Origin of the sequence: Streptomyces sp. 2131.1 (assembly GCF_900105515.1) — a bacterium.
Classification (GTDB): Bacteria; Actinomycetota; Actinomycetes; order Streptomycetales; family Streptomycetaceae; genus Streptomyces; species Streptomyces drozdowiczii.
In genome coordinates, this window is the sequence record NZ_FNSY01000001.1 from 3,781,791 (window position 1) to 3,807,525 (window position 25,735).

Annotated in this window: 24 protein-coding genes, 1 tRNA gene and 1 pseudogene; 13 read left to right on the top strand and 13 right to left on the bottom strand. The window is 70.4% G+C overall.

Annotated features, from left to right (window positions below):
- Positions 1-54 precede the first annotated feature (54 nt).
- From BLW14_RS16905 to BLW14_RS16925, 5 genes are all read left to right on the top strand, one after another.
- Complete coding sequence (locus BLW14_RS16905) at positions 55-714, top strand: DUF5063 domain-containing protein (protein ID WP_093708094.1); 660 nt, start codon at positions 55-57, stop codon at positions 712-714.
- Between the two features lie 213 nt (positions 715-927).
- The gene (locus BLW14_RS16910) at positions 928-2,199 is read left to right on the top strand and encodes an aspartate kinase (RefSeq protein WP_018520354.1); all 1,272 of its coding nucleotides are present in this window, start codon (positions 928-930) and stop codon (positions 2,197-2,199) included.
- Entirely contained in the window at positions 2,196-3,260 is a 1,065-nt protein-coding gene (locus BLW14_RS16915) for an aspartate-semialdehyde dehydrogenase (RefSeq protein WP_093708095.1), read from the top strand. The genes BLW14_RS16910 and BLW14_RS16915 overlap by 4 nt, the downstream gene beginning before the upstream one ends.
- Before the next feature lie 383 nt (positions 3,261-3,643).
- Entirely contained in the window at positions 3,644-4,219 is a 576-nt protein-coding gene (locus tag BLW14_RS16920) for a SigE family RNA polymerase sigma factor (RefSeq protein ID WP_093708096.1), read from the top strand.
- The gene (locus BLW14_RS16925) at positions 4,216-5,388 is read left to right on the top strand and encodes a hypothetical protein (RefSeq protein WP_093708097.1); all 1,173 of its coding nucleotides are present in this window, start codon (positions 4,216-4,218) and stop codon (positions 5,386-5,388) included. Before BLW14_RS16920 ends, BLW14_RS16925 begins: the two co-directional genes overlap by 4 nt.
- 63 nt (positions 5,389-5,451) lie before the next feature.
- Here BLW14_RS16925 and BLW14_RS16930 read toward each other — a convergent pair whose 3' ends face one another.
- Complete coding sequence (locus BLW14_RS16930) at positions 5,452-6,315, bottom strand: SURF1 family protein (protein WP_093708098.1); 864 nt, start codon at positions 6,313-6,315, stop codon at positions 5,452-5,454.
- A 72-nt stretch (positions 6,316-6,387) separates the two neighbouring features.
- Positions 6,388-8,274 carry a S9 family peptidase gene (locus tag BLW14_RS16935; RefSeq protein WP_177154003.1) on the bottom strand — a complete coding sequence of 629 codons (1,887 nt, stop codon included), beginning with the start codon at positions 8,272-8,274 and terminating at the stop codon, positions 6,388-6,390.
- 70 nt (positions 8,275-8,344) lie between these two features.
- On the opposite strand from BLW14_RS16935, the gene BLW14_RS16940 reads away from it, so the two are divergent.
- A complete protein-coding gene (locus BLW14_RS16940; protein WP_093708100.1) occupies positions 8,345-9,181 on the top strand; it encodes a class I SAM-dependent methyltransferase in 837 nt (278 codons plus the stop codon).
- A 76-nt stretch (positions 9,182-9,257) separates the two neighbouring features.
- Here BLW14_RS16940 and BLW14_RS16945 read toward each other — a convergent pair whose 3' ends face one another.
- The 6 genes from BLW14_RS16945 to BLW14_RS16980 all read right to left on the bottom strand — a co-directional run bounded on the left by BLW14_RS16945 (position 9,258) and on the right by BLW14_RS16980 (position 14,988).
- On the bottom strand, positions 9,258-10,064 hold the full coding sequence (locus tag BLW14_RS16945) for an SGNH/GDSL hydrolase family protein (protein WP_093708101.1): 807 nt from the start codon (positions 10,062-10,064) through the stop codon (positions 9,258-9,260).
- Positions 10,065-11,244: 1,180 nt separating this feature from the next.
- Complete coding sequence (locus BLW14_RS16955) at positions 11,245-11,583, bottom strand: MerR family transcriptional regulator (protein WP_093708102.1); 339 nt, start codon at positions 11,581-11,583, stop codon at positions 11,245-11,247.
- Positions 11,584-12,242: 659 nt separating this feature from the next.
- On the bottom strand, positions 12,243-12,548 hold the full coding sequence (locus tag BLW14_RS16965) for an SCO5918 family protein (protein WP_093708104.1): 306 nt from the start codon (positions 12,546-12,548) through the stop codon (positions 12,243-12,245).
- 46 nt (positions 12,549-12,594) lie between these two features.
- A complete protein-coding gene (locus tag BLW14_RS16970; RefSeq protein ID WP_371128075.1) occupies positions 12,595-12,894 on the bottom strand; it encodes a CBS domain-containing protein in 300 nt (99 codons plus the stop codon).
- A gap of 61 nt (positions 12,895-12,955) precedes the next feature.
- Entirely contained in the window at positions 12,956-14,428 is a 1,473-nt protein-coding gene (locus BLW14_RS16975; RefSeq protein ID WP_093708106.1) for a DEAD/DEAH box helicase, read from the bottom strand.
- A gap of 356 nt (positions 14,429-14,784) precedes the next feature.
- Positions 14,785-14,988 (bottom strand): cold-shock protein, encoded by a 204-nt coding sequence (locus BLW14_RS16980; protein ID WP_055566644.1) that lies wholly within the window; start codon positions 14,986-14,988, stop codon positions 14,785-14,787.
- A gap of 360 nt (positions 14,989-15,348) precedes the next feature.
- Here BLW14_RS16980 and BLW14_RS35175 point away from each other — a divergent pair.
- Positions 15,349-15,495 (top strand): annotated as a pseudogene (locus tag BLW14_RS35175) (LacI family transcriptional regulator); the annotation flags it as partial.
- Positions 15,496-15,832: 337 nt separating this feature from the next.
- On the opposite strand, the gene BLW14_RS16990 reads toward BLW14_RS35175, so the two are convergent.
- A tRNA-Pro gene (locus tag BLW14_RS16990) sits at positions 15,833-15,906 on the bottom strand.
- Between the two features lie 94 nt (positions 15,907-16,000).
- Entirely contained in the window at positions 16,001-16,942 is a 942-nt protein-coding gene (locus tag BLW14_RS16995; RefSeq protein ID WP_093708107.1) for a metallophosphoesterase, read from the bottom strand.
- A 79-nt stretch (positions 16,943-17,021) separates the two neighbouring features.
- On the opposite strand from BLW14_RS16995, the gene BLW14_RS17000 reads away from it, so the two are divergent.
- Positions 17,022-17,486, top strand: coding sequence for a GatB/YqeY domain-containing protein (locus tag BLW14_RS17000; RefSeq protein ID WP_093708108.1), 465 nt, complete (start codon positions 17,022-17,024; stop codon positions 17,484-17,486).
- 87 nt (positions 17,487-17,573) lie between these two features.
- Here BLW14_RS17000 and BLW14_RS17005 read toward each other — a convergent pair whose 3' ends face one another.
- The gene (locus BLW14_RS17005; protein WP_093708109.1) at positions 17,574-19,811 is read right to left on the bottom strand and encodes a transglycosylase domain-containing protein; all 2,238 of its coding nucleotides are present in this window, start codon (positions 19,809-19,811) and stop codon (positions 17,574-17,576) included.
- Positions 19,812-20,330: 519 nt separating this feature from the next.
- Between BLW14_RS17005 and BLW14_RS17015 the strand changes: the two genes are divergently transcribed.
- Positions 20,331-20,681, top strand: coding sequence for a WhiB family transcriptional regulator (locus BLW14_RS17015; RefSeq protein ID WP_018520371.1), 351 nt, complete (start codon positions 20,331-20,333; stop codon positions 20,679-20,681).
- A 39-nt stretch (positions 20,682-20,720) separates the two neighbouring features.
- Here BLW14_RS17015 and BLW14_RS17020 read toward each other — a convergent pair whose 3' ends face one another.
- Positions 20,721-22,103 carry an ATPase BagB gene (locus BLW14_RS17020; protein WP_093708110.1) on the bottom strand — a complete coding sequence of 461 codons (1,383 nt, stop codon included), beginning with the start codon at positions 22,101-22,103 and terminating at the stop codon, positions 20,721-20,723.
- Positions 22,100-23,089 carry an ATPase BagA gene (locus BLW14_RS17025; RefSeq protein WP_093708111.1) on the bottom strand — a complete coding sequence of 330 codons (990 nt, stop codon included), beginning with the start codon at positions 23,087-23,089 and terminating at the stop codon, positions 22,100-22,102. Before BLW14_RS17025 ends, BLW14_RS17020 begins: the two co-directional genes overlap by 4 nt.
- Positions 23,090-23,171: 82 nt before the next feature.
- On the opposite strand from BLW14_RS17025, the gene BLW14_RS17030 reads away from it, so the two are divergent.
- The 4 genes from BLW14_RS17030 (at position 23,172) to BLW14_RS17045 (ending at position 25,681) form a co-directional block, all read left to right on the top strand.
- A complete protein-coding gene (locus BLW14_RS17030; RefSeq protein WP_093708112.1) occupies positions 23,172-23,330 on the top strand; it encodes a Sp36 family protein in 159 nt (52 codons plus the stop codon).
- Positions 23,330-23,800: a RidA family protein gene (locus BLW14_RS17035; protein ID WP_093708113.1), complete on the top strand. Its 471-nt coding sequence runs from the start codon at positions 23,330-23,332 to the stop codon at positions 23,798-23,800. The genes BLW14_RS17030 and BLW14_RS17035 overlap by 1 nt, the downstream gene beginning before the upstream one ends.
- 124 nt (positions 23,801-23,924) lie before the next feature.
- Complete coding sequence (locus BLW14_RS17040; protein ID WP_093708114.1) at positions 23,925-24,854, top strand: NUDIX hydrolase; 930 nt, start codon at positions 23,925-23,927, stop codon at positions 24,852-24,854.
- A complete protein-coding gene (locus tag BLW14_RS17045; protein WP_093708115.1) occupies positions 24,851-25,681 on the top strand; it encodes an MBL fold metallo-hydrolase in 831 nt (276 codons plus the stop codon). Before BLW14_RS17040 ends, BLW14_RS17045 begins: the two co-directional genes overlap by 4 nt.
- The last annotated feature ends 54 nt before the right edge of the window (positions 25,682-25,735 follow it).

Here is a 25,735-nt window from a genome sequence, read left to right on the forward strand (position 1 = left end):
GCGCGGTTATCTTCTACTCACCGTCTCCGACCGTGCACACGGGAGGTCTCCTCGATGTCTGACGCCACGTTGAACACCGTCACGCAGGACCCCGGCGATTTCGCGGTCCAGATCGCGGACCAGATCAAGACGTTCATCGTCGCGGTCACCGAGGTGTCCAAGGTCGAGGAACCGGAAGAGGCCGTTCCGGTCCTGCTCCTCCAGGTCTCCCAGCTGCTGCTGGCCGGCGGCCGGCTCGGCGCGTACGAGGACATCGTCCCGGACGAGCGCTACGAGCCGGACCTGGGCGCCGAGCCGGACGCCGACGGCCTGCGCGAGCGCTTCGCGGCCCTCCTGGAGCCGATCGACGTCTACTCCGAGGTCTTCGACCCGTACGAGCCCCGCAAGGCCCCGGTGCCGGCCCGTATCTCCGACGACCTGGCCGACCTCGTCACGGACCTGCGCCACGGCCTGGCCCACTACGAGGAGGGCCGCACCACCGAGGCCCTGTGGTGGTGGCAGTTCTCCTACTTCTCCAACTGGGGCTCCACCGCCTCCGCCACCCTGCGTGCCCTCCAGTCCCTGATCGCCCACATCCGCCTCAACCAGCCCCTCCAGGAGCTGGACGGCCTGGACACCGACCAGGACGCCGGCGACGACGATCTCGCCGAGGAGGCGGGACGCGTCATGTTCGAGGAGATCGCGGGCCCGCTGGGCCTGCGCCCCGCGAAGTAGTCGGTCCCGACCGGCGCGGACGCGTGTGGGCTGGGCCACAAAGGGGAATGTGTACGTGTTCGGTGGGCAGCAGCGCGATACGAGCGGTCCGGAGGCGACACGCCGATGATCACGTGGTGAGCGGGACATCTCACGATGCGGTATCAGCGGGGCGTTTCCGGGCTGCTCGTTAAACTGAGCCGACCGCAGTAATGGACTGAGCGAGGAGCGCACGTGGGCCTTGTCGTGCAGAAGTACGGAGGCTCCTCCGTAGCCGATGCCGAGGGCATCAAGCGCGTCGCCAAGCGAATCGTCGATGCCAAGAAGAACGGCAACCAGGTGGTTGTCGTGGTGTCAGCGATGGGCGACACGACGGACGAGTTGATCGATCTCGCCGAGCAGGTATCCCCGATACCGGCCGGGCGTGAGTTCGACATGCTGCTGACCGCGGGAGAGCGGATCTCCATGGCGCTGCTGGCCATGGCGATCAAGAACCTGGGCCACGAGGCCCAGTCGTTCACCGGCAGCCAGGCAGGCGTCATCACCGACTCGGTCCACAACAAAGCGCGCATCATCGATGTGACGCCGGGCCGTATCCGTACGGCGCTGGACGAGGGGAACATCGCGATCGTCGCGGGGTTCCAGGGTGTGTCCCAGGACAAGAAGGACATCACCACCCTCGGCCGCGGCGGGTCCGACACCACCGCCGTCGCGCTCGCGGCCGCGCTGGAGGCCGAGGTCTGCGAGATCTACACCGATGTGGACGGCGTGTTCACCGCCGACCCGCGAGTCGTGAAGAAGGCTCGCAAGATCGACTGGATCTCCTTCGAGGACATGCTGGAGCTGGCCGCGTCCGGCTCCAAGGTGCTGCTGCACCGGTGCGTCGAGTACGCACGTCGTTACAACATCCCGATCCACGTCCGCTCATCCTTCTCCGGACTGCGCGGCACCTGGGTCAGCAACGAGCCGCAAGGGGACCAGCAGGTGGAGCACGCGATCATCTCCGGAGTCGCCCATGACGTCTCCGAGGCCAAGATCACCGTCGTCGGCGTCCCCGACAAGCCGGGCGAGGCCGCCGCGATCTTCCGTACGATCGCGAACGCCGAGGTAAACATCGACATGGTGGTGCAGAACGTCTCCGCCGCCTCGACCGGCCTGACGGACATCTCGTTCACGCTCCCCAAGTCCGAGGGCCGCAAGGCCATCGACGCACTGGAGCGCAACCGCGGCGTGATCGGCTTCGACTCGCTGCGCTACGACGACCAGATCGCCAAGATCTCCCTGGTCGGCGCAGGTATGAAGACCAACCCCGGGGTCACTGCGGGCTTCTTCGAGGCGCTCTCCGACGCCGGCGTGAACATCGAGCTGATCTCGACATCCGAGATCCGCATCTCGGTGGTCACCCGCGCCGACGACGTCAACGAGGCCGTGCGCGCCGTGCACACCGCCTTCGGCCTCGACAGCGACTCCGACGAGGCGGTCGTGTACGGGGGCACCGGACGATGACCGCACGCCGCCCTTCGCTCGCGGTCGTCGGTGCGACCGGGGCGATCGGTGGCGTCATGCTCCAGATCCTCTCGCAGCACGCGGACGTCTGGGGCGAGGTCAGACTCGTCGCCTCGCCGCGCTCGGCCGGCCGCAAGCTGGTCGTCCGCGGTGAGGAGAGCGAGGTCCTCGGACTCACCGAGGACGTCTTCGAGGGCGTCGACGTGGCGCTCTTCCTGGTACCCGCCGAGGTCTCCGCGCAGTGGGCCCCGGTCGCCGCGTCCAAGGGCGCCGTCGTCATCGACGACTCCGCGGCCTTCCGTACGGACGACGACGTTCCGCTCGTCGTGCCCGAGATCAATCCGCACGCCGTACGGATGAGGCCGCGCGGCATCGTCGCGAACCCGAACTGCACCACGCTCGCGCTGATCGTCGCGGTCGGCGCCCTGCACGCCGAATTCGGCCTGCGCGAGCTGGTCGTCTCCTCGTACCAGGCCGTCAGCGGCGCCGGTCGCGACGGGGTCGCCGCCCTGCGCGAACAGCTGTCGATGGTGGCCGGCACCGAACTCGGTACGAAGCCCGGCGACGTGCGCCGCGTGGTGGGCGACACCCAGGGCGGCCCGTTCGCCGCACCGGTCGCGCTCAACGTCGTCCCCTGGGCCGGTACGGACGCCGGCGACGGCTGGTCGTCGGAGGAGAGGGCCATCCGCGACGAGTGCCGCAAGATCCTCGGCCTCCCGGGGCTGCGGGTGTCGGCGACCTGCGTCTACGTACCCGTCGTCGCCACGCACTCGATGTCCGTGCACGCCCGCTTCGAGAACGAGGTGGCGGTCGACCGCGCCCACGAGATCCTTGCCACGGCTCCCGGCGTGGTGCTGTACGACAGCCCGGGAGCCGGCGACTTCCCCACCCCGTCCGACGTGGTGGGCACCGACCCGACCTGGGTCGGCCGGGTCCGGCGCTCGCTGGACGACCCGCAGGCGCTGGAGCTCTTCGTCTGCGGCGACAACCTCCGCAAGGGCGCGGCGCTCAACGTGGCGCAGATCGCCGAATCGGTGGCCGCCGAATTCCCCCGGCCCTGAGCGATCGTGATCATGGGGTCCGGATCGAACCCGTTTTGTACTTTCTGTGAACGGTCTGTGAGCAAGTTGCTGGTCTGAACCTCTTGAGCTGGGCAGTCGCCGTGACCGACGATGACCTTTCGGTTCGTTGCAACCGCGGGTCGGACGCCAGGCGTCTAAGCGGTCACTTCTTGCGCGGCGGGGCGCATGTGCGGGGCATCTGGGGAAGAACGGGTACGTATGAGGGCATGTCGCAGGGTTTCAAACGCGGTGCCGTATGCGTACAACCCTGACGGGGGGAAGCGTGTCCAACTGGCGTGGCAGAGGTTCTCGATATCACAGTGGTGGGCCCCTTGCGCGGCGCTTCGGTGCGACCGCTCCGACGGGCCCGCGCGGCCGGTGGCATGCCGGTGATCGCGCCCATGCCCGCCGCGCGCCGGACGGGGCTGCCGGCGCAGCGCGAGGGCGCTGAGGAGAGCGTGGCAGCCGGAACAACCGTCGACCACCTCACCGAGACCTACCGCGCCCACTACCGTTCGCTGCTCGGCCTCGCGGCCCTGCTGCTGGACGACACGGCGTCCTGCGAGGACGTCGTGCAGGAGGCGTTCATCCGCGTGCACTCCGCGCGCAGCCGGGTCCGCGAGCCCGAGAAGACCCTCGCGTACCTGCGACAGACCGTCGTCAACCTCTCCCGCTCCGCGCTCCGTCGCCGCATCCTCGGGCTGAAGCTGCTCTCGAAGCCGATGCCGGACATGGCGAGCGCGGAGGAGGGCGCGTACGACCAGTTGGAGCGCGACGCGTTGATCAAGGCGATGCGCGGCCTGCAGAGGCGCCAGCGCGAGGTGCTGGTCCTGCGCTACTTCGCGGACATGACCGAAGCCCAGGTGGCCGAGACGCTGGGGATATCCCTGGGCTCGGTGAAGGCGTACGGGTCCCGCGGCATCGCGGCCCTGCGCGTGGTGATGGAGGCGCAGGTATGAGCCGGCGCGACGACCACCACGAGCACGATCATGAACAGACCTCACGGCCCGGGGGCCGGGGGGCGGAGGACGGCGACACGGTGGGCTTCACGACCCCGGCCGGCCTGTTCGGCGGGAGCAATCCCTTCGGCGGCGGCGACGACGGTGACGAGGACGCGCTGCGCCGCATGATGCACGGCGTGGTGCAGGGCCTGGAGCCGAGCGAGGGCAGCCTCGACCGGTTGCAGCGCGCGGTGCCCGCCCGGCGGGCCCGGCGCCGCCAGGCCCTGGTGGGTGCGGCGGCCGCCGCGCTGCTGATCGGCACCGCCGTTCCCGCGTTCGTCCACGTCGCGAACTCGGAGGGTTCGAGCACCGCAAACCCCGCCATCGCCGGACACGGTGAGCAGGCGCAGGGCGGCAACGGCGACGAGCCCGGCGCGGACTCGGGCACCGGGGGCGGCGGCGAGAGCGGCGGCGGACAGCCGAACGGGGGCCAAGGGCTCCCGGAGAGCACCGTGAGCCCGTCCGCCAGCAGCGGCAAGGGGGAGGACGGCGCCACGGCCGGCGCGTCCGCCGATCCCGCCGTCAGCGCGGCGGGCGTCCTGCCCCCCTGCGACTCCGGGCAGCTCGGCGTGCGGTCCGCCAGTTCCGGCGCGGCGGGTGCCGACGGCACGGTGTACGGGTCCTTCCGCATCGCCAACGTGTCCGGCACCGACTGCTCGGTGAGCAGCGGCGGCACCGTGGGCTTCGCGGCGATGGGCGCCGCCGACCCGGCCCGGATCGTGGTCGTCCGGCACACCGCGGGCGATCCCGCGTCCGGTCTGCCCGACCCGGCCACCGAGGAGGCCACCGTCCTGCTGAAGCCGGACATGGCCTACGAGGTGCAGTTCGCCTGGGTCCCCAACGAGACCTGTCCCTCCACCGGCGGCTCACCCTCCCCGACGCCTACGGACGGCACGACCGGCGCGGGCAGCGGCGGCTCCGCCGGGGCAGTGGCGGCCGGCGGCACGGGGGAGACCGAGACGGGTACGGAGACGCAGTTCGGCACTGACGGCGCGGGCACCGCACAGGGCAGCGTCTCCGTGCAGCACACACCGGAACCGGGGGCCCCGGTCGCCGCGACGACGATCGACAATGCCTGCGCGGGGACGATCTACCGGACGGGCGTCCTGGAGCCCTCGTCCTCGTAGAGGCCGTCGTGAGAGAGGGAGAAGGGGAGGGGCGGCCGGGGGAGCAGCCCGGCCCCTGCCCGTTCACGCTCCGGAACGGGCCTCCGCCTCGGCGCTCTCCGTCCCGGTGCCCGGTGCCTCCGTCCCGGGGACCAGCCCCAACGCCAGGTCCCTGGCAGCCTCGGCCTCGCGGCGCAGCAGGCGGAACCACATGAAGACCACGAACGCGGCGAAGACGAACCACTCACCCGTGTAGCCCAGGTTCTGGAAGGCCTTGAGGTCGAGCCCGCCGCCCTCCGGCGCGGCGGCCGGCACCGGGCGCAGCGCGGTCGCCCCGGCCCGGTCGGCACCGCCGGCCGCCTCCGCCGACGTGCCCTCGCCGTTCTTCGGGAGCGTCACCCAGGCGTCGTACACGTCGTACGGCACGAGGTTGACCAGCGACGCGGCGCTGATCATGCCCACCTGGCCGTCCGGCAGCCCGCCGGTCGCGCCGACCCCCGCGGTGCCCGCGTTCTCCGAGGCCTGGAGGTCGCCGGTCACGGTGACTCGGCCGGCCGGCGCGGGCGGCACCCTGGTCTGTCCGGGCTTCCCGGGCAGCCAGCCGCGTACCACCGGCAGGGCCTTGCCGCTGTCGGTGCGCAGCATGTCCAGGACGTAGAAGCCCTTCCGGTCGTCCAGCTCGCGCCCGGGCACCAGGAAACGGTCCGCGTACCGGCCGCTCGCGGTGGCGGGCCGGCCGGAGGTCTCCGTGTCGACGGGCAGCAGATCGTCGAGCGGCTCGGCGGCCCGGGTGCCGGGGTCGGGCCGCTTCTCGGCGGCCTCGTGCGTGTGCACGCGGTCCTCGAAGCGGCCGAGCTGCCAGGTGCCCATGAACACGCAGAACGGAATGGCCAGCACGACGAAGAGGTTGATCCCCCACCACCGCGGGGTCAGCAGGAACCGGTACACACCTCCACGGTACGGTCCCCGCTCCGCCCGGCCGGAGCGGGGGCACCCGAAAAGCCTCCTTTCATTCGGCCCCTACAGGTCGCCGCCCGGCGCTCCCTCGTCCGGGCCGGTGGGGTCGCCGGGCCCCGCGGGCGAGAGCCCCGCCAGGTGGCGCCGGGCGAAGTCGAGCTCCAGCCGGACCTGCTTGATCCGCTCCTCCACGACGAGCGAGCCGTGCCCGGCGTCGTACCGGTAGACCTCGTGCACCGCGTCGCGTGCCTTCAGCCGGTCCACGTAGTTCTCGACCTGGCGGATCGGGCAGCGCGGGTCGTTCATGCCGGCCGAGATGTAGACGGGGGCCCGCACGGCGTCGACGTACGTCAGGGGCGACGACGCCTCGAACCGCTCGGGCACCTCCTCCGGTGTGCCGCCCAGCAGCGTGCGGTCCATCGCCTTCAGGGCCTCCATCTCGTCGTGATACGCCGTCACGTAGTCCGCGACGGGGACCGCGGCGAGGCCGAGGGCCCAGTCACCGGGCTGCGTACCGACGCCGAGCAGGGTGAGGTAGCCGCCCCAGGAGCCGCCGGCCAGGACCAGTGCGGCCGGGTCCGCGAGGCCGGACTTCACCGCCCACTCCCGCACCGCCGCGATGTCCTCCAGCTCGATCAGCCCCACCCGGTGCTTGAGCGCGTCCGTCCACGCCCGTCCGTAGCCGGTCGAGCCGCGGTAGTTGACCCGGACGACCGCGTAGCCGTGGTCCACCCAGGCGGCGGGGCCCGCGGCGAAGGCGTCGCTGTCGTGCCAGGTCGGGCCGCCGTGGATCTCGAAGACCGTCGGGAACGGGCCCTCGGCGGGGGCGGCCGGGCGCTGGACGAGCGCGTGAATCCGGCCGCCGGGGCCCTCCACCCACACGTCCTCGACCGGCACCGACGCCGGAGCCTTGGCGCCCGGCGGGTCGAGCACCACCGCACCGGTCGTCGACCGGACCACCGGCGGCTCGGCCGCCGACGACCAGAGGTACTCCACCGTCCCGTCCGGCCTGGCCGTGGCGCCCGAGACCGTACCGGTGGGCGTCTCCACCCGCACCAGCCTGCCGTCCGACGTGGCGGGCTCGTACCGCCAGAGCTCGCTGCGCGCCTCGAAGCCGTGCTCGACGAGCAGCGCGGAGCCGTCCGGATACCACTCGGCGCCCACGTCGCCCGGCAGATCGACGGCCAGGTCCGTCTGCGTGCCCGCGACGGGGTCCCAGATCATCGGCTCCCAGCGCCCGCGCCTCTGGTGCCCGACCAGCAGGCGGGTGTCCCCGGCGACCGGGGCGAAGCCGAGGACCGCGAGGCCCAGCTCCTTCGTACCGCCCTCGGTGTCGTCCAGCTCCGCGACCGTCGTCCCGTCCGGCCGCACCACGCGCAGCGCGGAGTGCATCGCGTCCCCGTGCTCGGTGTGCTCCAGGGCGATCAGCGTCCCGTCGTGCGACAGGTCGCCGACCCCGGCCGACTCGCGGTGGCGGTAGATCTCGACGGGCTCCGCGCCCGGCCGTACGACGTGGACCGTCGTGCCGTCCTCGTCCGTCGAACGGCCGATCACCGCCGTGCCGTCCCGCCCGATCGCGAGTCCGGCCGGGTAGGAGGGCGCGAGACCGGGGGCGGCCGGCTCGTTCGCCGCCTCGGTCCCGCCATGGAACGGCCGCCGCATCCACACCCCGAACTCGTCCCCGTCGGTGTCGTCGAACCACCACACGGCCTCGCCGTCCGGCGTCAGCACGCCGTCCGTCGTGCCGTTCGGCCGGTCGGTCACCTGGCGCTGCTCGCCGGTGGCCCGGTCCCATGTGTACAGCTCGTAGGTCCCCGTCGCGTTGGACACGAACAACGCGCGGTCCGGCGCGTCCTCTGCCCAGTCGGGCAGCGATACCCGGGGAGCTCGGAAACGCTGCTCCCACAGCGGGACGGATGTGTTCGTCGACGAACCTGTTGCCTCAGTCATGACCCCATTCTGCGTCGGACGCCCGACAATCCGTTCGCTTCGTCCGCAGCCTGTGGATAACCTCGCGGACATGTCCACCGCTCCGATACCGCCCGACTGGCGCGAGGCCAACCGCAGGATGTGGGATGAGCGTGTGCCCATCCACGCCGGCAGTGACTTCTACGACCTCGACGCCTTCCGTGCCGGGAAGGACGCCCTGAGGCCCTTCGAGCTGGCCGAGGTCGGTGACGTGACCGGCCGGTCGCTGCTGCACCTCCAGTGCCACATCGGACTGGACACGCTCTCCTGGGCGCGGCACGGCGCCGCGCAGGTCGTCGGCCTCGACTTCTCCGAACCGGCCGTCGAGACCGCCCGCGCCCTCGCCGAGGACCTGGGCCTCGGCCCCGACCGCGCGGCCTTCGTCGCCGCCGACGTGTACGACGCGGCCCAGGCCGTACCCGACTCCTCGTACGACATCGTCTACACCGGCGTCGGGGCGCTGAACTGGCTGCCCGACATCGACCGCTGGGCCGAGACGGCCGCGTCACTGGTGGCGCCGGGCGGCTTCCTGTACCTCGCCGAGTTCCATCCGCTCACGGACTGCCTCGACGACGAGACGGGTTCACGGATCGCGCACGACTACTTCAGCCGCGAGGCATGGGTGGACGAGACGCCGGGTACGTACGCGGACTTCGACGCCCCGACCGTCCACAACCGCAGCGTCGAGTGGCAGCACCCGGTGGGCAGTGTGGTGTCGGCGCTGGCCGCCGCGGGACTGCGGATCGAGTTCCTGCACGAGCACGACGCCTCGCTCTTCGCTCGTTTCCCGGTTCTCAAACGCGGATCGGACGACTTCTACCGCTTCCCGTCGGACCGGCCGCGCATCCCCCTGATGTACTCGCTCAAGGCGACCCGGCCGGCGGCATGACGGACAGGGCGGAGGGGCGGCACCGTCCCGGCCTCGCGCCGGGACGGTGCCGCCCCTCGTCCGTGCCCCTTCCGAGTCAGGCCGCGGAGCGGAACGCGGGCAGGTAGCCGCCCGACTGGCCCTCGGGCTTCGGGTGGTACGAGTTGGAGACGGGGATCGAGACGCTGTGCAGCCACGGATCACCGGAGCAGATCTCGTGTCCGGTGAAATCGTCGGCGACCCCGGAGAAGGTGAACCCGGCGTTCGCCGCCTGCTTGGCGATGACGCCGTTCAGCACGTCGGAGGCGTTGTTGATGGCCGTACGCGCCTTGTCGGACAGACCGACGACGCAGCTCCCGCCGATCTTGTAGAAGCGGGGGTATCCCAGTACCACGACATGGGCCTGCGGGGCCTTGGAGTGGATGGAGGCGTACAGCGAACCCAGCCCGGAGGGCAGGTTGTTGTTCATCCTCCCGACGGCCGCGTCGACGGCCGAGATGCACGCGGACTCGCCGGACAGCACGCAGTCCTGCATGACATCGGCGAACCCGACGTCATTCCCGCCCGCCGTGACGCTCACCAGCGAGGTGGACGTACTCAGCGCCCCCAGCTGACCGCTGGAGACGGTGCTCGTGGTGGCGCCCGAACAGGCGACGAAGGTGAACGACGACGGCGAGTTCGCCGCCGCCCAGAGGTACGGGTAGGCCTTGGTGCTGCGCTTGCAGTCACCGCTGTCGGACAGATAGCTCCCCGCGCCGACACCGGACGAGTACGAGTCGCCCAGGGCGACGTACCCGCCGGCGGCGGCCGAGGGGGATGCCGAGGCCGGCTGGGCCAGGCCCAGCGCGGCGGCGGCGGCGAGGAGCAGAGTGGATGCGGACGCCCAGAATCTCCGTACTGACATAGCTGTCAGCCCTCCGAAGTGTGGGGGGTGGGTGGGGGGTTGAGTGAGCGTCCCCTGTTGTAGCAGCTCCCGGTACCGGTCGGTAATAGCTCTGCGAGAACCCGCCGGAATTGCCCGAATGATCGGTCGGTAGCCGTAGCTCCGCGCGTAGATAAACCCACAACTGCCCTTGAATCAAAGGATTTTATGTAATCAGATCACCGCATCGCAGGGTGGAGGCTGGGTTCGTCGGGGGGCGCGGCGGCGGTCGGTGAGGGCCTGCCTGATGCGGCGTCACCCATTGCTCGTCGTTCATCAGATGGGGGGAAGCGCTAACCGATTCTCGGCCGACTGGGGCTCCGGGCTGCCGGAGGCCGGTTGTTCCGAACCCCCATCACTGCCGTGGTGGCCGACTGCGCCCAGCTCGCCGCGTTCACCGCCGTGCCACCCCGAGGCTGCGTGGACAGCAGGATCAGGGCCTTACCGATCCCGAAGCGGCCGAGGCCCCAGCTGTCCGGCCCGGCCACACCCACCCGTCCCCGCTGCACACGGACGGCAAGCAGGAATCCCGTACGAAGAAGTTCCGCGTCACGCTCCCACGCGACCCTCTCGCCCTCCGCGCCCACCAGCCCTCGGCGTTCGTAGCCGCGGACGTACTCATTCCGCCCACCGCCGAGGTGGAGCCACTGGGCGTCGACGTGGAGGCGCTCCAGCACATCAGACACGACTGAGGGGGCGGAAAGCGCACAAGGCCCGGAATCCACTCAGGGGCCCGACCCGCTTTCGCGGATCAGGCCCCTGACCTGGTGTTTCGGCTGTCGGGGTGGCGGGATTTGAACCCACGACCTCTTCGTCCCGAATGAGGATCGGCGAAGATCGACACCAGCTCGGACGGCGTTCAGCCTGGTCAGATCATTGGTGCGGGTCGGCGGGGAGCGGTCTCGCGAGGGCCGGGGGAGCGATTCGGCTCGCACATCGCTCCCAGCTTCCCCTCGTTTCGGGCTGGGTCCACGCGCAGGCTGCTCGACCCCGACCGCCATGACCTGCTCATGTTCTGGCCCCGTCGTATCTGGCGGGTCTGTGCCAACGATCGCTGACCCGGAGGCCGCCTTCGGCGGCTGGGGCATACCGTCGACAGCGCGTTCAGCCGGTTGCCCCTGCAGGCGAGGCCGGCTCCGCCGCGCGGGACCGACGGCTCGCCTCAGGCCGTGGTCGTCGGATCCGAGGATTCGGCGGCGCGCCGATACTGGGCGTTGATGCGTTGGGCCTCTTCGAGCTGATCCTCGAGGATGACGATCCGGCAGGCGGCCTCGATCGGGGTGCCCTGGTCGACGAGCTCACGCGCGCGGGCCGCGATCCGCAGCTGGTAGCGGGAGTAGCGACGGTGCCCTCCGTCGGAGCGCAGCGGCGTGATCAGCCGCGCTTCGCCGATGGCGCGCAGGAAGCCGGGAGTGGCGCCGATCATCTCGGCGGCCCGGCCCATGGTGTAGGCGGGGTAGTCGTCGTCATCGAGACGGCCCAGCGAATCGTCTGCTGTCATTTCACCTCTCTGTGGAACGCGTCGAGGGGCCCTGGTGCCATATGGCACCAGGGCCCCGAAGGAACTACTACACCATCTGCCGACCTTGATGCTGCGCCGGCCTTCTGTTTCCGCACGACCGTCCGGAATGCCGACGGAGTTGCGGGGATCGCGGATGCGTGACCGGAGACCACCTGCCTGTCGATGTCCTGCGGTACCCGGGCTCAGTGGTGCTCCCGGGCGATCCTGATGGCGATCGATTCCTCCGTTCTTCCCTCTGGATCATTCACTCTCTTGCTGCGGCGGCCCCTTATCACTGCGGGCCACCCGGTCCGGCGGTCAGCCCCGTCGCCGTCGTGCAACATCCCTGGCTCCGAAACTCCACCACCGCACCGTGATGCGTGCACCCCGGCAGTTCATGTCTGCCGGGCCTCGCTCGATCTCGGCTACAAGAGAAACCATAGCCAGGTGAAGACCGAATGTCTACTCTGAGCGCGATAGATTTTCGAGCCTACGCCGATCAGGTAAACCTCTTCGATCGTGCACGGATGTCCGAGGGGAGGGCCGAGCCTGCGGCGACAGGCGATCTGAGCAGGGTTCGCCACGCAGTGAGGGCCCGACCGGTCGTACCGGTCGGGCCCTCACTGCGTGCTGGTGTCGTCTCGTACCTGCTCTGCCGCTCAGGCTGCGCTCGTCCCCAGCATGGCGGAGGCTCGCTGGAGTGGGCTGAGAGCGGGTGCGGGCGTGGTCGCCGGGATCGCGCGGCAGATGAACCCGAGCAGGGTCATGGCCCGGACGACCTCGCCCGCGCTGAAGTCGCGGCGGTCCTGGCCGGTGATCAACTGGCCGACCTGCTTGACGGGGTACTGCCGCCGTCCGATGGTCACCGATTCACCGGTGACCGCCTCGGGCTTGACGCCTTTCATTGTCTCCAGCACGCCGGTCTTGGTCAGGTCGAACGGGAAGCGGGCGATGACACAGCGCATGAGACCTCACAAGGAGCGGGGAAGGGGGCCGACCGTGGGAGCCGGTTCAGTGGGCGAGGCCGACGACGGCCGGGGGGAGATGGCCGGCGGCCCCACTGACGTCACGTAGACGGATCCGGTCCGTATATCCGGAACTGTCCCGGACGGTGGTGAGCCGGGCCAGGGTGACCAGGCCGGTGCGCATGTCGTCCTCGTCGCACACGACCAGGTGTCCGACTCGGGCGCCGGCCATGACGGACAGTGCCACCTCGACCGTCATGTCGTCCCAGACTCGTGGACCTGCTTCTTTCGCGGTGTCGGCCATCGTAGTGCGCAGGGCGTCGGCGTCCGTCGGGCGGAGCTGCATCTGAACGAGCGTCAAAAGATGTCTCCTACAGAGAGGGATCAGGTTCCTGATCAAGGAGGTGCTAGGCAGCCTTCTCGACAGGGCGCTGTTGAGCGGACGCACGCCGGTTCGCCGAAGCGGCACGGCGACGGCCCCGGGAGGCGGCGCCGCGCTGGGGCCGTTCGGCCACCGGCGCGGTGACGACGACCGGGATGCCGGAGGGAGTCCGGGCGCCGGTGATGCGATGCAGTTCCGGCTCGCCGGAGCGGACCTGGGTGACCCGCGGACGGATCCCGGCATCCGACATGAGGCGGATCATGCCGCGGCGTTGGTTCGGCGTGACGAGCGTGACGACGCTGCCCGATTCACCGGCGCGGGCTGTGCGGCCGCCGCGGTGGAGGTAGTCCTTGTGGTCGGTCGGCGGGTCGACGTTGACGACGAGGTCGAGGTTGTCGACGTGGATGCCTCGGGCGGCCACGTTCGTGGCGACCAGCACCGTGACGTGCCCGGTCTTGAATTGCTCCAGTGTGCGGGTGCGCTGGGGCTGGGTCTTCCCGCCGTGCAGCGCGGCGGCGCGCACACCGCTGCGGAGCAGATCCTGGGTCAGCCGGTCGACGGCGTGCTTGGTGTCCAGGAACATGATCACGCGGCCGTCGCGGGCGGCGATCTCGGTGGTGGTGGTGTGCTTGTCGGCGCCCTGGACATGCAGAACGTGGTGCTCCATCGTCGTGACCGCGCCGGCCGAGGGGTCGACCGAGTGGACGACGGGGTCGGTCAGGTAGCGGCGCACCAGGAGGTCGACGTTGCGGTCCAGCGTGGCGGAGAACAGCATCCGCTGCCCCTGGGGGCGCACCTGGTCGAGCAGCGCCGTGACCTGGGGCATGAACCCCATGTCCGCCATCTGGTCGGCTTCGTCCAGGACGACGATGCCGACCTGGTCCAGCCTGCATTCACCACGGTCGATGAGGTCCTTGAGACGGCCCGGGGTCGCCACCACGATCTCGGCTCCGCCGCTCAGCGCGCCGGCCTGCCGACGGATGGACACCCCGCCGACGACCGTGGCCAGACGGAGCCTGACGGAGCGGGCGTAGGGAGTGAGTGCGTCGGTCACCTGCTGGGCGAGCTCGCGGGTGGGCACGAGGATCAGTCCCAGTGGTTGGCGGGGCTCGGCGCGCTGTTCGGCGAGGCGCGACAGCAGGGCGAGACCGAAGGCGAGGGTCTTGCCGGAGCCCGTGCGCCCGCGGCCCAGGATGTCGCGGCCCGCGAGGGAGTTCGGCAGCGTCGCGCCCTGGATCGGGAACGGCAGGGCGACGCCCTGCCTGCTGAGTTCGGCGAGCAACTGCGTGGACATGTCGAGATCGGCGAAATGCTCCACCGCGGGAATCGCGGAAGTGATCGTTTCGGGGAGCGCGAACTCTCCCCTGGGCGCAGTGGTCCGACGGCTGCCACCGCCGGTGCGGGCGGCCGACGATCCGCGGTGCCACCCGCCCCCCCCGGCCTCGGCGGGGCCGCCACTGGTCCGGCTGAAACGGTTGTTCGTACGCGTACGGTTCATTCGGGAACCTTCCTCGATGCGGCGCATATCAAGGAATTCCCGCTGCAATGAACGGCGCAGAGAATTACGAGAATGTACCGATGGAAAACGGCGGTCGAGCCGGCCGGAAAACAGAATGCGCGGGCGCAGGAGCCGAAATGATCGGCGTGAGGCAGGCGCGAGATCCGCGGTGCAGATTCATGGCGTGAAGGGGTGCGTCCCCGTCTCCGGGTGATCATTCTTTTGTGCCGAGGCTGCGGATCCTGCCGAGCTCGACCCCGTGGGCGAAGCCACTGCGGAGATCGCTGCGGAGAAACGTACAGCTGGGGCCCGCACCCCGAAGGATGCGGGCCCCAGCTGCGAACTGTGCGTCAGTGTCAGGCCGGAACGATGTTCTCGGCCGTCGGGCCCTTCTGGCCCTGCGCGATGTCGAAGGTCACCTTCTGGCCCTCGAGGAGCTCGCGGAAGCCCTGGGCGGCAATGTTCGAGTAGTGGGCGAAAACGTCCGCGCCGCCACCGTCCTGCTCGATGAAGCCGAATCCCTTTTCCGCGTTGAACCACTTCACGGTGCCATTGGCCATGTCTGTCTCCTTCGGGGCAGTGCATCGGGATCCACGCTCTGCGGATTCCGTGTCGCCGCGATGATCGCCCCGCCGGAAACTACCGGTAAACAAGCTTTGGGAACCACAACTGCAACTGCAACTGCAACGACACTAGCACGTCCCGGAGGTCCGCGAGTGGCGAATTATCCGCTCTGTTCGTCGTGCGAAAAACTCTTACCACGCGGTTCGTCAAACTCTCCCTTCGCGAACACAGAAATAATTATTCGGGAGTTAGACGTTCTTTCCGGGGGCGAGCGTCGCGCGCGGGCGATCTCGGCGGCCAGGGCTGCCACGCGTCGCCGCACCCATGGTGATGACGTAGTTGAAGCCCCTGCCCGCCCCTGCCACGGCAGGACATAAGTCCCCCGAGGCCAAGGCGCTGCGCGCACCGGCGGTCACCTGGGCGCGCAGCCGGCCGATGCCGCACGCCGTGCCGGAGTCCCTACCGGCGCGGTCTCCAACGTCCTTAACGCCCCCGAGCGCGTACGAGGCGACGCCTGCGGCGGAGGCGAGCATGTGGCGCGGGAAGGTGCTGCGGATGTGACTGGCGATCGCCATTGGCGCAACAGCGGGATCGTGCACATCGAGCGGATCTCTGCGGATCTCTATAGAGGAGGCGAGCGTCGACTCTGAGATCGACCACCTCGTCAGCGCCTTCTTGAAGCGGCCCCGCGAGTACAGCTAGGTACAGCAGGGTGCGAGGGGTCGGCTCACAGGGGGAGGGGGAATCCGCATCCCGAAGTCGGCTCCCAACTGGCCCCCGAACGCACATCAGGCCCGGTACTGATCTCTCAGTACCGGGCCTGACCTGGTGTTTCAGCTGTCGGGGTGGCGGGATTTGAACCCACGACCTCTTCGTCCCGAACGAAGCGCGCTGCCAAGCTGCGCTACACCCCGATCGCCGCCGGTCTCCCGGCGACATCGACAACTCTAGCCCACCGGCGCCCGGAGACGAAATCCGGTTTTTGTCGTGATCGGCGGGGCGGTCCGGTCAGGCGTCCCGGGGCGTCAGGGTGAGCAGCGTCGCCTCCGGGGGGCAGGCGATGCGGACCGGGGCGTAGCGGCTCGTGCCGCAGCCGGCCGAGACGTGGAGGTAGGAGCGGTTGCCGCCCGAGGTGTGGGTGGAGAGGCCCTTCACGCGGTCCGTGTCCAGGTCGCAGTTGGTGACCAGGGCGCCGTAGAAGGGGATGCAGACCTGGCCGCCGTGGGTGTGACCGGCGAGGACCAGGGGGTAACCGTCCGTCGTGAACGCGTCGAGGGAGCGCAGGTACGGGGCGTGGACCACGCCGATCGAGAGGTCGGCGCCCGTCTCGGGGCCCCCGGCGACCTCGGCGTAGCGGTCACGCTTGATGTGCGGGTCGTCCAGGCCGGTGAAGGCCAGCTCCAGACCGTCCAGCTTGAGGCGGCCGCGGGTGTTGGACAGGTTGAGCCAGCCCGCCTCGTCGAAGCCGTCGCGCATCGGCTCCCACGGGTTGTGGACGGCGCCGGTCGCCGGGGCGTTGCCGTTGAGGCCGTGCTTGCCCGACGCCTTCTCGAAGAGGTAGCGGACCGGGTTGCGGAGCTTGGGCCCGTAGTAGTCGTTGGAGCCGAACACGTACACGCCCGGGAACTCCATCAGCGGGCCGAGCGCGTCGAGCAGCTCCGGCACCGCCTCGGGGTCGGAGAGGTTGTCCCCTGTGTTCACGACGAAGTCGGGGCGCAGGCCGGCCAGCGACTGGAGCCAGGCCCGCTTCTTGCGCTGTCCGCTGACCATGTGCACGTCCGAGATCTGCAGCACCCGCAACGGGCGTGCCCCTCGCGGGAGCACCGGGACCGTGACCCTGCGCAGGCGGAACGAGCGGACCTCGAAGCCTGCCGCGTAGGCGAGACCGGCGGCGCCGGCCGCGGCGGTGACCGCCGTGATTTTCAGGGGTACTCCGTAGCGTGCGCGCATGCGCCCATCGTCGCAGACGGCGTGCGCCCACAGGAAAACAGGCGGGCGCCGAGCGCCCCGCACCTGCCACAATCTCCTCATGACCACGCTCAAGTCCAAGCTCAAGGAAGACCTCACCACGGCCATGAAGGCGCGTGACGAGCTGACCTCGTCCACGCTCCGGCTGACCCTCACCGCGATCACCAAGGAGGAGGTCGGCGGCACCACCGCCCGCGAACTCTCCGACGACGAGGTGCAGAAGGTGATCGCCAAGGAGGCGAAGAAGCGCCGCGAGGCCGCCGACGCCTTCGCCAAGGGCGGCCGGACCGAGCAGGCGGAGCGGGAGAAGAAGGAGGGCGAGATCCTCGACGCGTACCTCCCGCAGCAGCTGAGCGACGAGGAGCTGACCGCGATCGTGGCCTCCGCCGTCGACGAGGCGAAGGCCGCCGGGGCCGAGGGGCCGCGCGCGATGGGCGCCGTCATGAAGATCGTCAGCCCGAAGGTCGCGGGGCGCGCCGAGGGCGGCCGGGTGGCCGCCGCGGTGAAGAAGCTCCTCGCGGGCTGAGCGGAGCGGGGCCGCGCCACGTACACACGAGGGCGGGGCGCCCCCGATCACTCGGGAGCGCCCCGCCCTCGCACGTGCGACGACCGCTCAGGGGCCGTTCGTGCCGCCGTTCTGACCGCGGCCGTGGCCGTTGTTCCCGCCGAGGATGTCCGGCGGGATGCTGATGCCGGGGAACGGGTTGTCGTCGCCGCCGGGCTTCTCGTCGTCGCCCGGCTTCTTCTTGTCCCCGCCCTTGTCCTTGTCCTCCTTGGGCTTCGCCCGCGGTACGTCGACCGCGTTGAAGGAAGGGGTCTCGGACGAGCTGAGGGCGCCGGTCATCGCCGTCCTCCAGATCGGACCGGGCAGACAGCCACCGCAGACCTTGTCGTAGTACTGGCCGCCGATGATGATGTCGATCATCTTGTTCTGGTGGGCGCCGTCGCTGCCGACCCATACCGCCGTGGACAGGTTCGGCGTGTAGCCGACGAACCAGGCGTTCTTGCGCTCGTCGGTGGTGCCGGTCTTGCCCGCGTTGTCACGGTCGCTGAGGCCGGCCTGCGTACCGGTGCCGTCCTCGACGACTCCCTTGAGCATCTGGTTTATGGTGTCGGCCGTGTGCTCGCTCATCGCGCGGTCGCACCGCGACTTCGGTACGTCGATCGGCTTGCCGTTCGGCTTGGTGGCCGAGAGGAGCGCGACCGGCGTGCAGTACGTGCCGCGGTTGGCGAAGGTCGCGTACACCGAGGCCATGGCCAGGGGGGTCGACTCCTGCCCGCCCAGCGTGGTGTTGGCGACCTCCCACAGCGGCTTGTTGTCGCCGCGTTCGTAACCGACCTTCTTCGCCATCGCGAGCGTCTCGCAGAGGCCGGTCTTCTGTTCCAGCTTCGCGAAGTAGGTGTTGATCGACTTGCCCAGCGCGCTGGTCATGTCGAACGTGCCCTTCTCCGACTCCGTCTCGTTCTGCACCGACCACGGCTTGTCGTCCGTGGGCGCGCCCGCACAGGTGCGGAAGGAGTCGGCCGGCAGGGAGATCTTGCGCGGGGTGTCGAAACTCTGCGCCGGGCTGATGCCCTTCTCCAGCGCCGCCGCCGCGGTGATCGGCTTGAACGTCGACCCGACCTGGAAGCCGGCGTAGCTGCCGCCCATCGCGTGGTCGACGGAGAGGTTCAGCACGGTCTGGTGCTTGGAGGGGTCGAGACCGTACGGCCGGGACTGGGCCATCGCCAGGATCCGCCCGGTGCCGGGCTGGACCTGGACGACCGCGTCCGCGACCTTGTCGTCCTTGTTGACCCGGGAGACCGCGGCCTCGTTGGACGCGGCCTGCGACCTCGGGTCCAGGGTCGTCTTGATGGTCAGACCGCCCGTCGCCCAGAGCTTGGCGCGCTCCTTCTCGGTCTTGCCGAAGGCCGGGTCGTTCTTGACGATCTTCGAGACGTAGTCGCAGAAGAAGCCGGCCCCGCTCACAGCGGTGATGCAGCCGTTCCGCGGCCGCTTGACCTTCAGCTTGATCGGGGTGTTCTTGGCCTTGTCCGCCTGGTCCTGCGAGATCTTGCCGATGTCCGCCATCCGCTGGAGCACGGTGTTGCGGCGCTTGGTCGCTTCCTCCGTGTCGTTGATGGGGTCGTAGCGGCTGGGCGACTGCACGATGCCGGCCAGCAGCGCCGCCTCCTCCAGCTTCAGGTCCTTCGCCGACTTGGAGAAGTAGCGCTGCGACGCCGCCTCGACGCCGTACGCCTGCTGCCCGAAGAAGGTGATGTTGAGGTAGTTCTCCAGGATCTTCTTCTTGCCGAGCTCTTCCTCGACCTGGATCGCGTACTTCAGCTCCTGGACCTTGCGGCCCAGCGTCTGCTGGGTGGCCTCGGCGACCTTGGCCGGGTCGTCGCCCGCCTCCTCGACGAAGACGTTCTTCACGTACTGCTGGGTGAGGGTGGACGCGCCCTCCGCGGTGCCGCCCGCCTGAACGTTGCGGTTCATCGCGCGCAGGATGCCCTTGAGGTCGACCGCCCCGTGCTCGTAGAAGCGGGCGTCCTCGATCGCGACGATCGCGTTCTGCATGTACGGGGAGATGCTCGTCAGCGGCACCACCGTGCGGTCGCGCGAGTAGACCGTGGCGATCAGGCCGCCCTTGCTGTCCAGGATCTTGGTGCGCTGGCTCAGCGGCGGAGTCTTCAGGTTGGCCGGGATCTCGTCGAACCCGTCGACCGTCCCCTTGGCGGCGAGACCCAGTGCTCCGGCGGCCGGCAGCGCGATGCCCGCCAGGACCACTCCGGAAAGTGCGGCGACACCGAGGAACTTGGCGGCCTGCTGGGTCGTGGTGAGACCCCCGCCCGAGCGCTTCTTTGGCATGGGGGCAGCCTAATCCGTAGATATGAGCGTTCCGTAGGACCGGGTGGCCCTCGGAGCGTTCCCGTACCGGACCGTGACATTCAGCGGCGGCGTGTACGCCCCGCTTCGGCGGCCGGACCTGGTGCCATGGCAGCGCGGGGCGGCTGCGTTCCCATTCGCCGGACACAGGGACATGCCTTGGCCTAAGCTGCTCTCAACTGTCACAGCAGTCCGGTTCCGTATCAACCCCCGTGCACGATCCGGCCAACCGCGCGGCGCTCCCGAAATCGCCCCGTGTGTCACCGGACGTCCGTTGTGGTTCTGGTGGACTGTCCCGATTCTGGCGGGATAGTCCCGCATGTCCCCACCTCACTCCCCTGGGTGATCTGCCGCATACGCATAGTCCGTTCGGGCCATTCAAGATTGGGCCCGAAGGGGGTGTTGTGCTGTCGCCACCTTCCGTAACGTCCTCAACTGGCAGCGGTGAATATGCCGCTGCCGCCGTGGGGGAGCCTCGATTCGGGAGAGGACGGCGCCGGGATGGGCTGGGTAACCGACTGGAGTGCGCAGGCAGCCTGCCGCACTACCGATCCGGATGAACTGTTCGTACAAGGGGCAGCGCAGAACAGGGCCAAGGCGGTGTGCACCGGATGCCCGGTGCGGACCGAGTGCCTGGCCGACGCGCTGGACAACCGCGTCGAATTCGGCGTGTGGGGCGGGATGACCGAGCGGGAGCGCCGCGCGCTGCTGCGCAGACGGCCGACGGTGACGTCCTGGCGACGCCTGCTGGAGACCGCCCGCAGCGAGTACGAGCGGTCCTCGGGCATCCTGCCCGTGGCGATCGGGCTGGAGGACGACGAGCTGCACGAGACGTTCGCCGCCGTGGGTTAGCCCGGCGGCGCGTACGTACGGCTTACGGGGTACGAGGGGCTAGACAGCTCCGGCCGGTGCGGAACCGGTCGCGAGCCGGTCCCCGACGGCGCGCAGGCCCGAGAGGTCATGGACGTCTCCGGGCAGCGCGGCCACGGCGGTCACGGGCACCTCGGGATGCAGCGCCGTGAAGCTGTCGCGGGTGTCCTGCTCGCGCGCGACCATCTGCATCCGCTCGGCATGCAGACGGAGCAGGCCGGCGGTCAGCTCTTCGGTTGTGACGGGCCGGCGGTCCGCCTCGGCCTCGGAAGGGGCGGGTGCGTGCCCGGCCGCGGGGGAGTCGGCGGGCTCACGAAGTCCAGCCTTCCCGGCCGCCTGATCCACAATGCCGTCGTTCTCAAGATTTTCTGCTCCGAGGCTTTCCGCGGCGGCCAGGGCCTGTTCGGCGGAGAGCCGGGCGGCCTCACTGCCGTGGACCCGGTTGAGCACCAGCCCGGCCAGGGGCATGTCCTCGGCGGCCAAACGTTCCACGAAGTACGCCGCTTCGCGCAGCGCGTCCCGCTCCGGCGTCGCGACGACGAGGAACGCCGTGCCGGGCGCCTGAAGGAGTTTGTACGTGGCGTCGGCCCGGGTACGGAACCCGCCGAACATGGTGTCCATCGCGGCGACGAAGGTCTGTACGTCCCGCAGGAACTGGCCGCCGAGCAGCTTGCCCAGCGTCCCCGTCATCATCGACATGCCCACGTTGAGGAACTTCATCCCCGCGCGGCCGCCCATCTTCGCCGGGGCCATCAGCAGCTTGATGAACCTCCCGTCGAGGAACGAGCCCAACCGCTTCGGTGCGTCCAGGAAGTCCAGCGCGGACCGCGACGGCGGGGTGTCGACGACGATCAGGTCCCATTCCTCGCGCGCCCGGAGCTGGCCGAGCTTCTCCATCGCCATGTACTCCTGCGTGCCCGCGAATCCGGCCGACAGGGACTGGTAGAACGGGTTCTCCAGAATCGCGCGGGCCCGCTCGGCGTCGGCGTGCGCCTCGACGATCTCGTCGAAGGTCCGCTTCATGTCGAGCATCATGGCGTGCAGCTCACCGGCGCCCTCGCCCTCGATGCCCTTCACCCGGCGCGGGACGTTGTCCAGCGAGTCGATGCCCATGGACTGGGCGAGCCTGCGGGCCGGGTCGATGGTGAGGACGACGACCTTGCGCCCGCGCTCCGCGGCCCGCACCCCGAGCGCCGCCGCGGTCGTCGTCTTGCCGACGCCACCGGAGCCGCAGCAGACGATGATCCGGATGTCCGGGTCGTCGATCAGGGCGTCGGTGTCCAGGGCGGGCACGGCCTCCGTACGCGTACCGCCGTCCGCCCGCGCCTTCGTGCGCGTACCGCCGTCCGCCCCCGCCCCCGTAGGCGTACCGCCGTCCGCCCCCGCCTTCGTGCGCGCTGTCATGAACCCGCCCCTCGTCCGGACTCCCCTTGACCCGCGCCCTGTTCGCGGAGTGCCGCCGCCAGCTCGTCGAGCCCGGCCCGGTCCACCCCCTCGCCGAGCAGCGGAAGCTCGTACCCCGGCAGGCCCAGGCCGGCCAGGACGGTCCGCTGCTCGCGCTCCAGGGCGACCCGCTGGGCGTGTTCGGCGGCCTGCTCGACGAGGGGGCGCACGAGTGCCGCCGAGCCGGTCACGCCCGCCCGCGTCAGCGTCTTGGCGATCTCCTTGCGCCGGCCACCCGAGGCGGTGCGCAGCGCGTCCCCGTCCAGCAGCTGCGGGCGCACCATGTTCACGATGACCCGGCCCACCGGCAGTTCGGCGGCGCGCAGCTCGGCGATGCCGTCCGCGGTCTCCTGGACCGGCATCTCCTCCAGCAGCGTCACCAGGTGCACCGCGGTCTCCGGTGACTTCAGCACCCGCATCACGGCCTGCGCCTGATTGTGTATCGGGCCGATCCGGGCGAGCCCGGCCACCTCGTCGTTCACGTTGAGGAAGCGCGTGATGCGGCCGGTCGGCGGGGCGTCCATGATCACGTAGTCGTAGACGAACCGGTTCTGCCGGTCCTTGCGGCGGACGGCCTCGCAGGCCTTGCCCGTCAGCAGGACGTCCCGCACGCCGGGCGCGATCGTCGTGGCGAAGTCGATCGCGCCGAGCTTCTTGAGCGCCCGGCCCGCGCCGCCGAGCTTGTAGAACATCTGGAGGTAGTCCAGAAGCGCCAGCTCCGCGTCGATCGCGAGCGCGTAGACCTCGCCGCCGCCCGGGGCGACGGCGATCCTGCGCTCCTCGTAGGGGAGGGAATCCGCCCCGAAGAGCTGGGCGATGCCCTGTCTGCCCTCGACCTCCACGATGAGGGTGCGCCTGCCCTCGGTCGCGAGGGCGAGCGCGAGGGCGGCGGCGACCGTGGTCTTACCGGTACCGCCCTTGCCGCTGACGACCTGGAACCTGCTCACGTATTCGAGCCTAACCAGTCACACCGCAGGCTACGCACGAGGCTGCGCGTGCCCGGGATTCCGCAGGCATTACAGTCGGGCCATGACCAAGTGGGAATACGCGACCGTGCCCCTTCTCGTGCACGCGACCAAGCAGATTCTGGACACCTGGGGCGAGGACGGCTGGGAGCTGGTCCAGGTCGTTCCCGGCCCGAACAACCCCGAGCAGCTCGTGGCGTACCTGAAGCGGGCGAAGCAGTAGTGGCGGGCGCCGTCGAGGCGAGACTCGCCGAGCTGGGCCTCCCGCTGCCGGCCTTCGTGCCGCCGCTGGCCTCGTACCAGCCGGCCGTGCAGTCCGGGGTGTACGTGTACACGTCCGGCCAGCTGCCCATGGTGGACGGCAAGCTCGCCGTGACCGGCAAGGTCGGCGCCGAGGTCACGGCCGACGAGGCCAAGGAGCTCGCGAAGACCTGCGCGCTGAACGCCCTGGCCGCCGTGAAGTCGGTCGTGGGCGACCTGGACCGGATCGCACGGGTCGTGAAGGTCGTCGGCTTCGTCGCGTCGGCCACCGACTTCACCGGCCAGCCCGGCGTGATCAACGGCGCGAGCGAGCTGCTGGGCGAGGTCCTGGGGGACAAGGGCGTGCACGCCCGCAGCGCCGTGGGCGTCGCCGTGCTGCCGCTGGACGCCCCGGTCGAGGTCGAGATCCAGGTCGAGCTGACCGGAGCCTGATCCGGCCCGCCCCACCCCCTGATCCCGTCCGGTCCCCGCGACCGGGCGGGATCACGTGTGTACGGGGCATGTACGGGTCGGGGGAGCTCTCGAACATCGTCGCGGTTCCGGATAGCCTCCGGCCATGTCCAATGGTCAGTGGTACCCCCCGGAATGGCCCGGCCGGATCAGGGCCCTCGCCGCAGGCGAGCTGACGGCCGCCGTGCCCCGGCGGGCCGCCACCGTGATGCTGCTCCGGGACGACGCCACCGGCACCGCGGGCGGGCCCGCCGTCCACATGCTGCGCCGGCGCACCTCGATGGCCTTCGCCGGAGGGGCGTACGCCTATCCGGGTGGCGGCGTCGACCCGCGCGACGACGACCGGCTCGTCGGCTGGGCGGGGCCCGCGCTGGAGACCTGGGCGCGCCGGCTGGGCGTGGGCACGCCGGCCGAGGCGCAGGCGGTCGTCTGCGCGGCCGTCCGCGAGACGTACGAGGAGGCGGGGGTCCTGCTCGCCGGGCCGACGCCGGACACCGTCGTCACCGACACCACGGGTGAAGACTGGGAGGCCGATCGCGCGGCACTGGTCGCGCGGGAGCTGTCCTTCGCCGCGTTCCTCGACCGGCGCGGGCTGGTGCTGCGCTCGGACCTGCTCGGCGCGTGGGCACGCTGGATCACGCCCGAGTTCGAGCCGCGCCGCTACGACACGTGGTTCTTCGTCGCCGCGCTCCCCACGGGCCAGCGCACCCGGAACGCCTCGACGGAGGCCGACCGCACGGTGTGGATCACCCCGGGCGACGCGGCCGACGGATACGACCGGGGCGAGCTGCTGATGATGCCCCCGACCGTGGCGACGCTGCGGACGCTCCGGCCGTACGCCACCGCCGCGCGGGCGCTGGAGGCGGCCGCGGACCAGGACCTCACCCCCGTACTCGCGCAGGCCCGTCTGGACGGTGACGAGCTGGTGCTGAGCTGGCCGGGGCACGAGGAGTTCACCAAGCACGTCCCCACGGCCGGCCCGGGCGGGACGCCCGGCGGGCGGAAGGCGAACGACAAGGAAGGCGGTGCGGCATGAGCGACGCCGCGGCACTGCCCGGGCAGCCGCGCGGCGGCGTGCTGTCCGGTCCCGCCACGACCCGTGCGGTCAACGTCCTGGCGCCCAACCCCTCGGCGATGACGCTGGACGGCACCAACACGTGGATCGTCGCCGAGCCCGACTCGGACCTGGCGGTGGTCATCGACCCGGGCCCGCTGGACGACGCCCATCTGCGGGCCGTCATCGACACCGCCGAGCGGGCGGGCCGCCGGATCGCGCTGACACTCCTCACCCACGGTCACCCGGACCACGCGGAGGGCGCGGCGCGGTTCGCGGAACTGACGCGGACGAAGGTGCGGGCGCTCGACCCGCAGTTGCGGCTCGGCGACGAGGGCCTGGGCACGGGTGACGTGATCACGACTGGCGGCCTGGAGATGTACGTGGTGCCGACGCCGGGCCACACGGCGGACTCGCTGTCGTTCCATCTGCCGGCCGATCGCGCGGTGCTGACCGGGGACACGATCCTCGGGCGCGGGACGACGCTGGTGGCGCACCCGGACGGGCGGCTGGGGGACTACCTCGACTCGCTGCGGCGGTTGCGCTCGCTGACCGTCGACGACGGCGTGCACACGGTGCTGCCGGGGCACGGGCCGGTGCTGGAGGACGCGCAGGGCGCGGTCGAGTTCTATCTTGCCCACCGCGCGCACCGGCTGGCCCAGGTGGAGACGGCGGTGGAGTCCGGCTACCGGACCTCATCCGAGGTGGTGGCCCATGTCTACGCGGATGTGGACCGTTCGCTGTGGCCGGCGGCGGAGCTGTCGGTGCGGGCGCAGCTGGAGTACCTGGTCGAGCACGGGCTGATCTGAGGCCACATGCGCGAGAGGGGCCCCGCCGGGTGTCGGCGGGGCCCCTCTCGCACG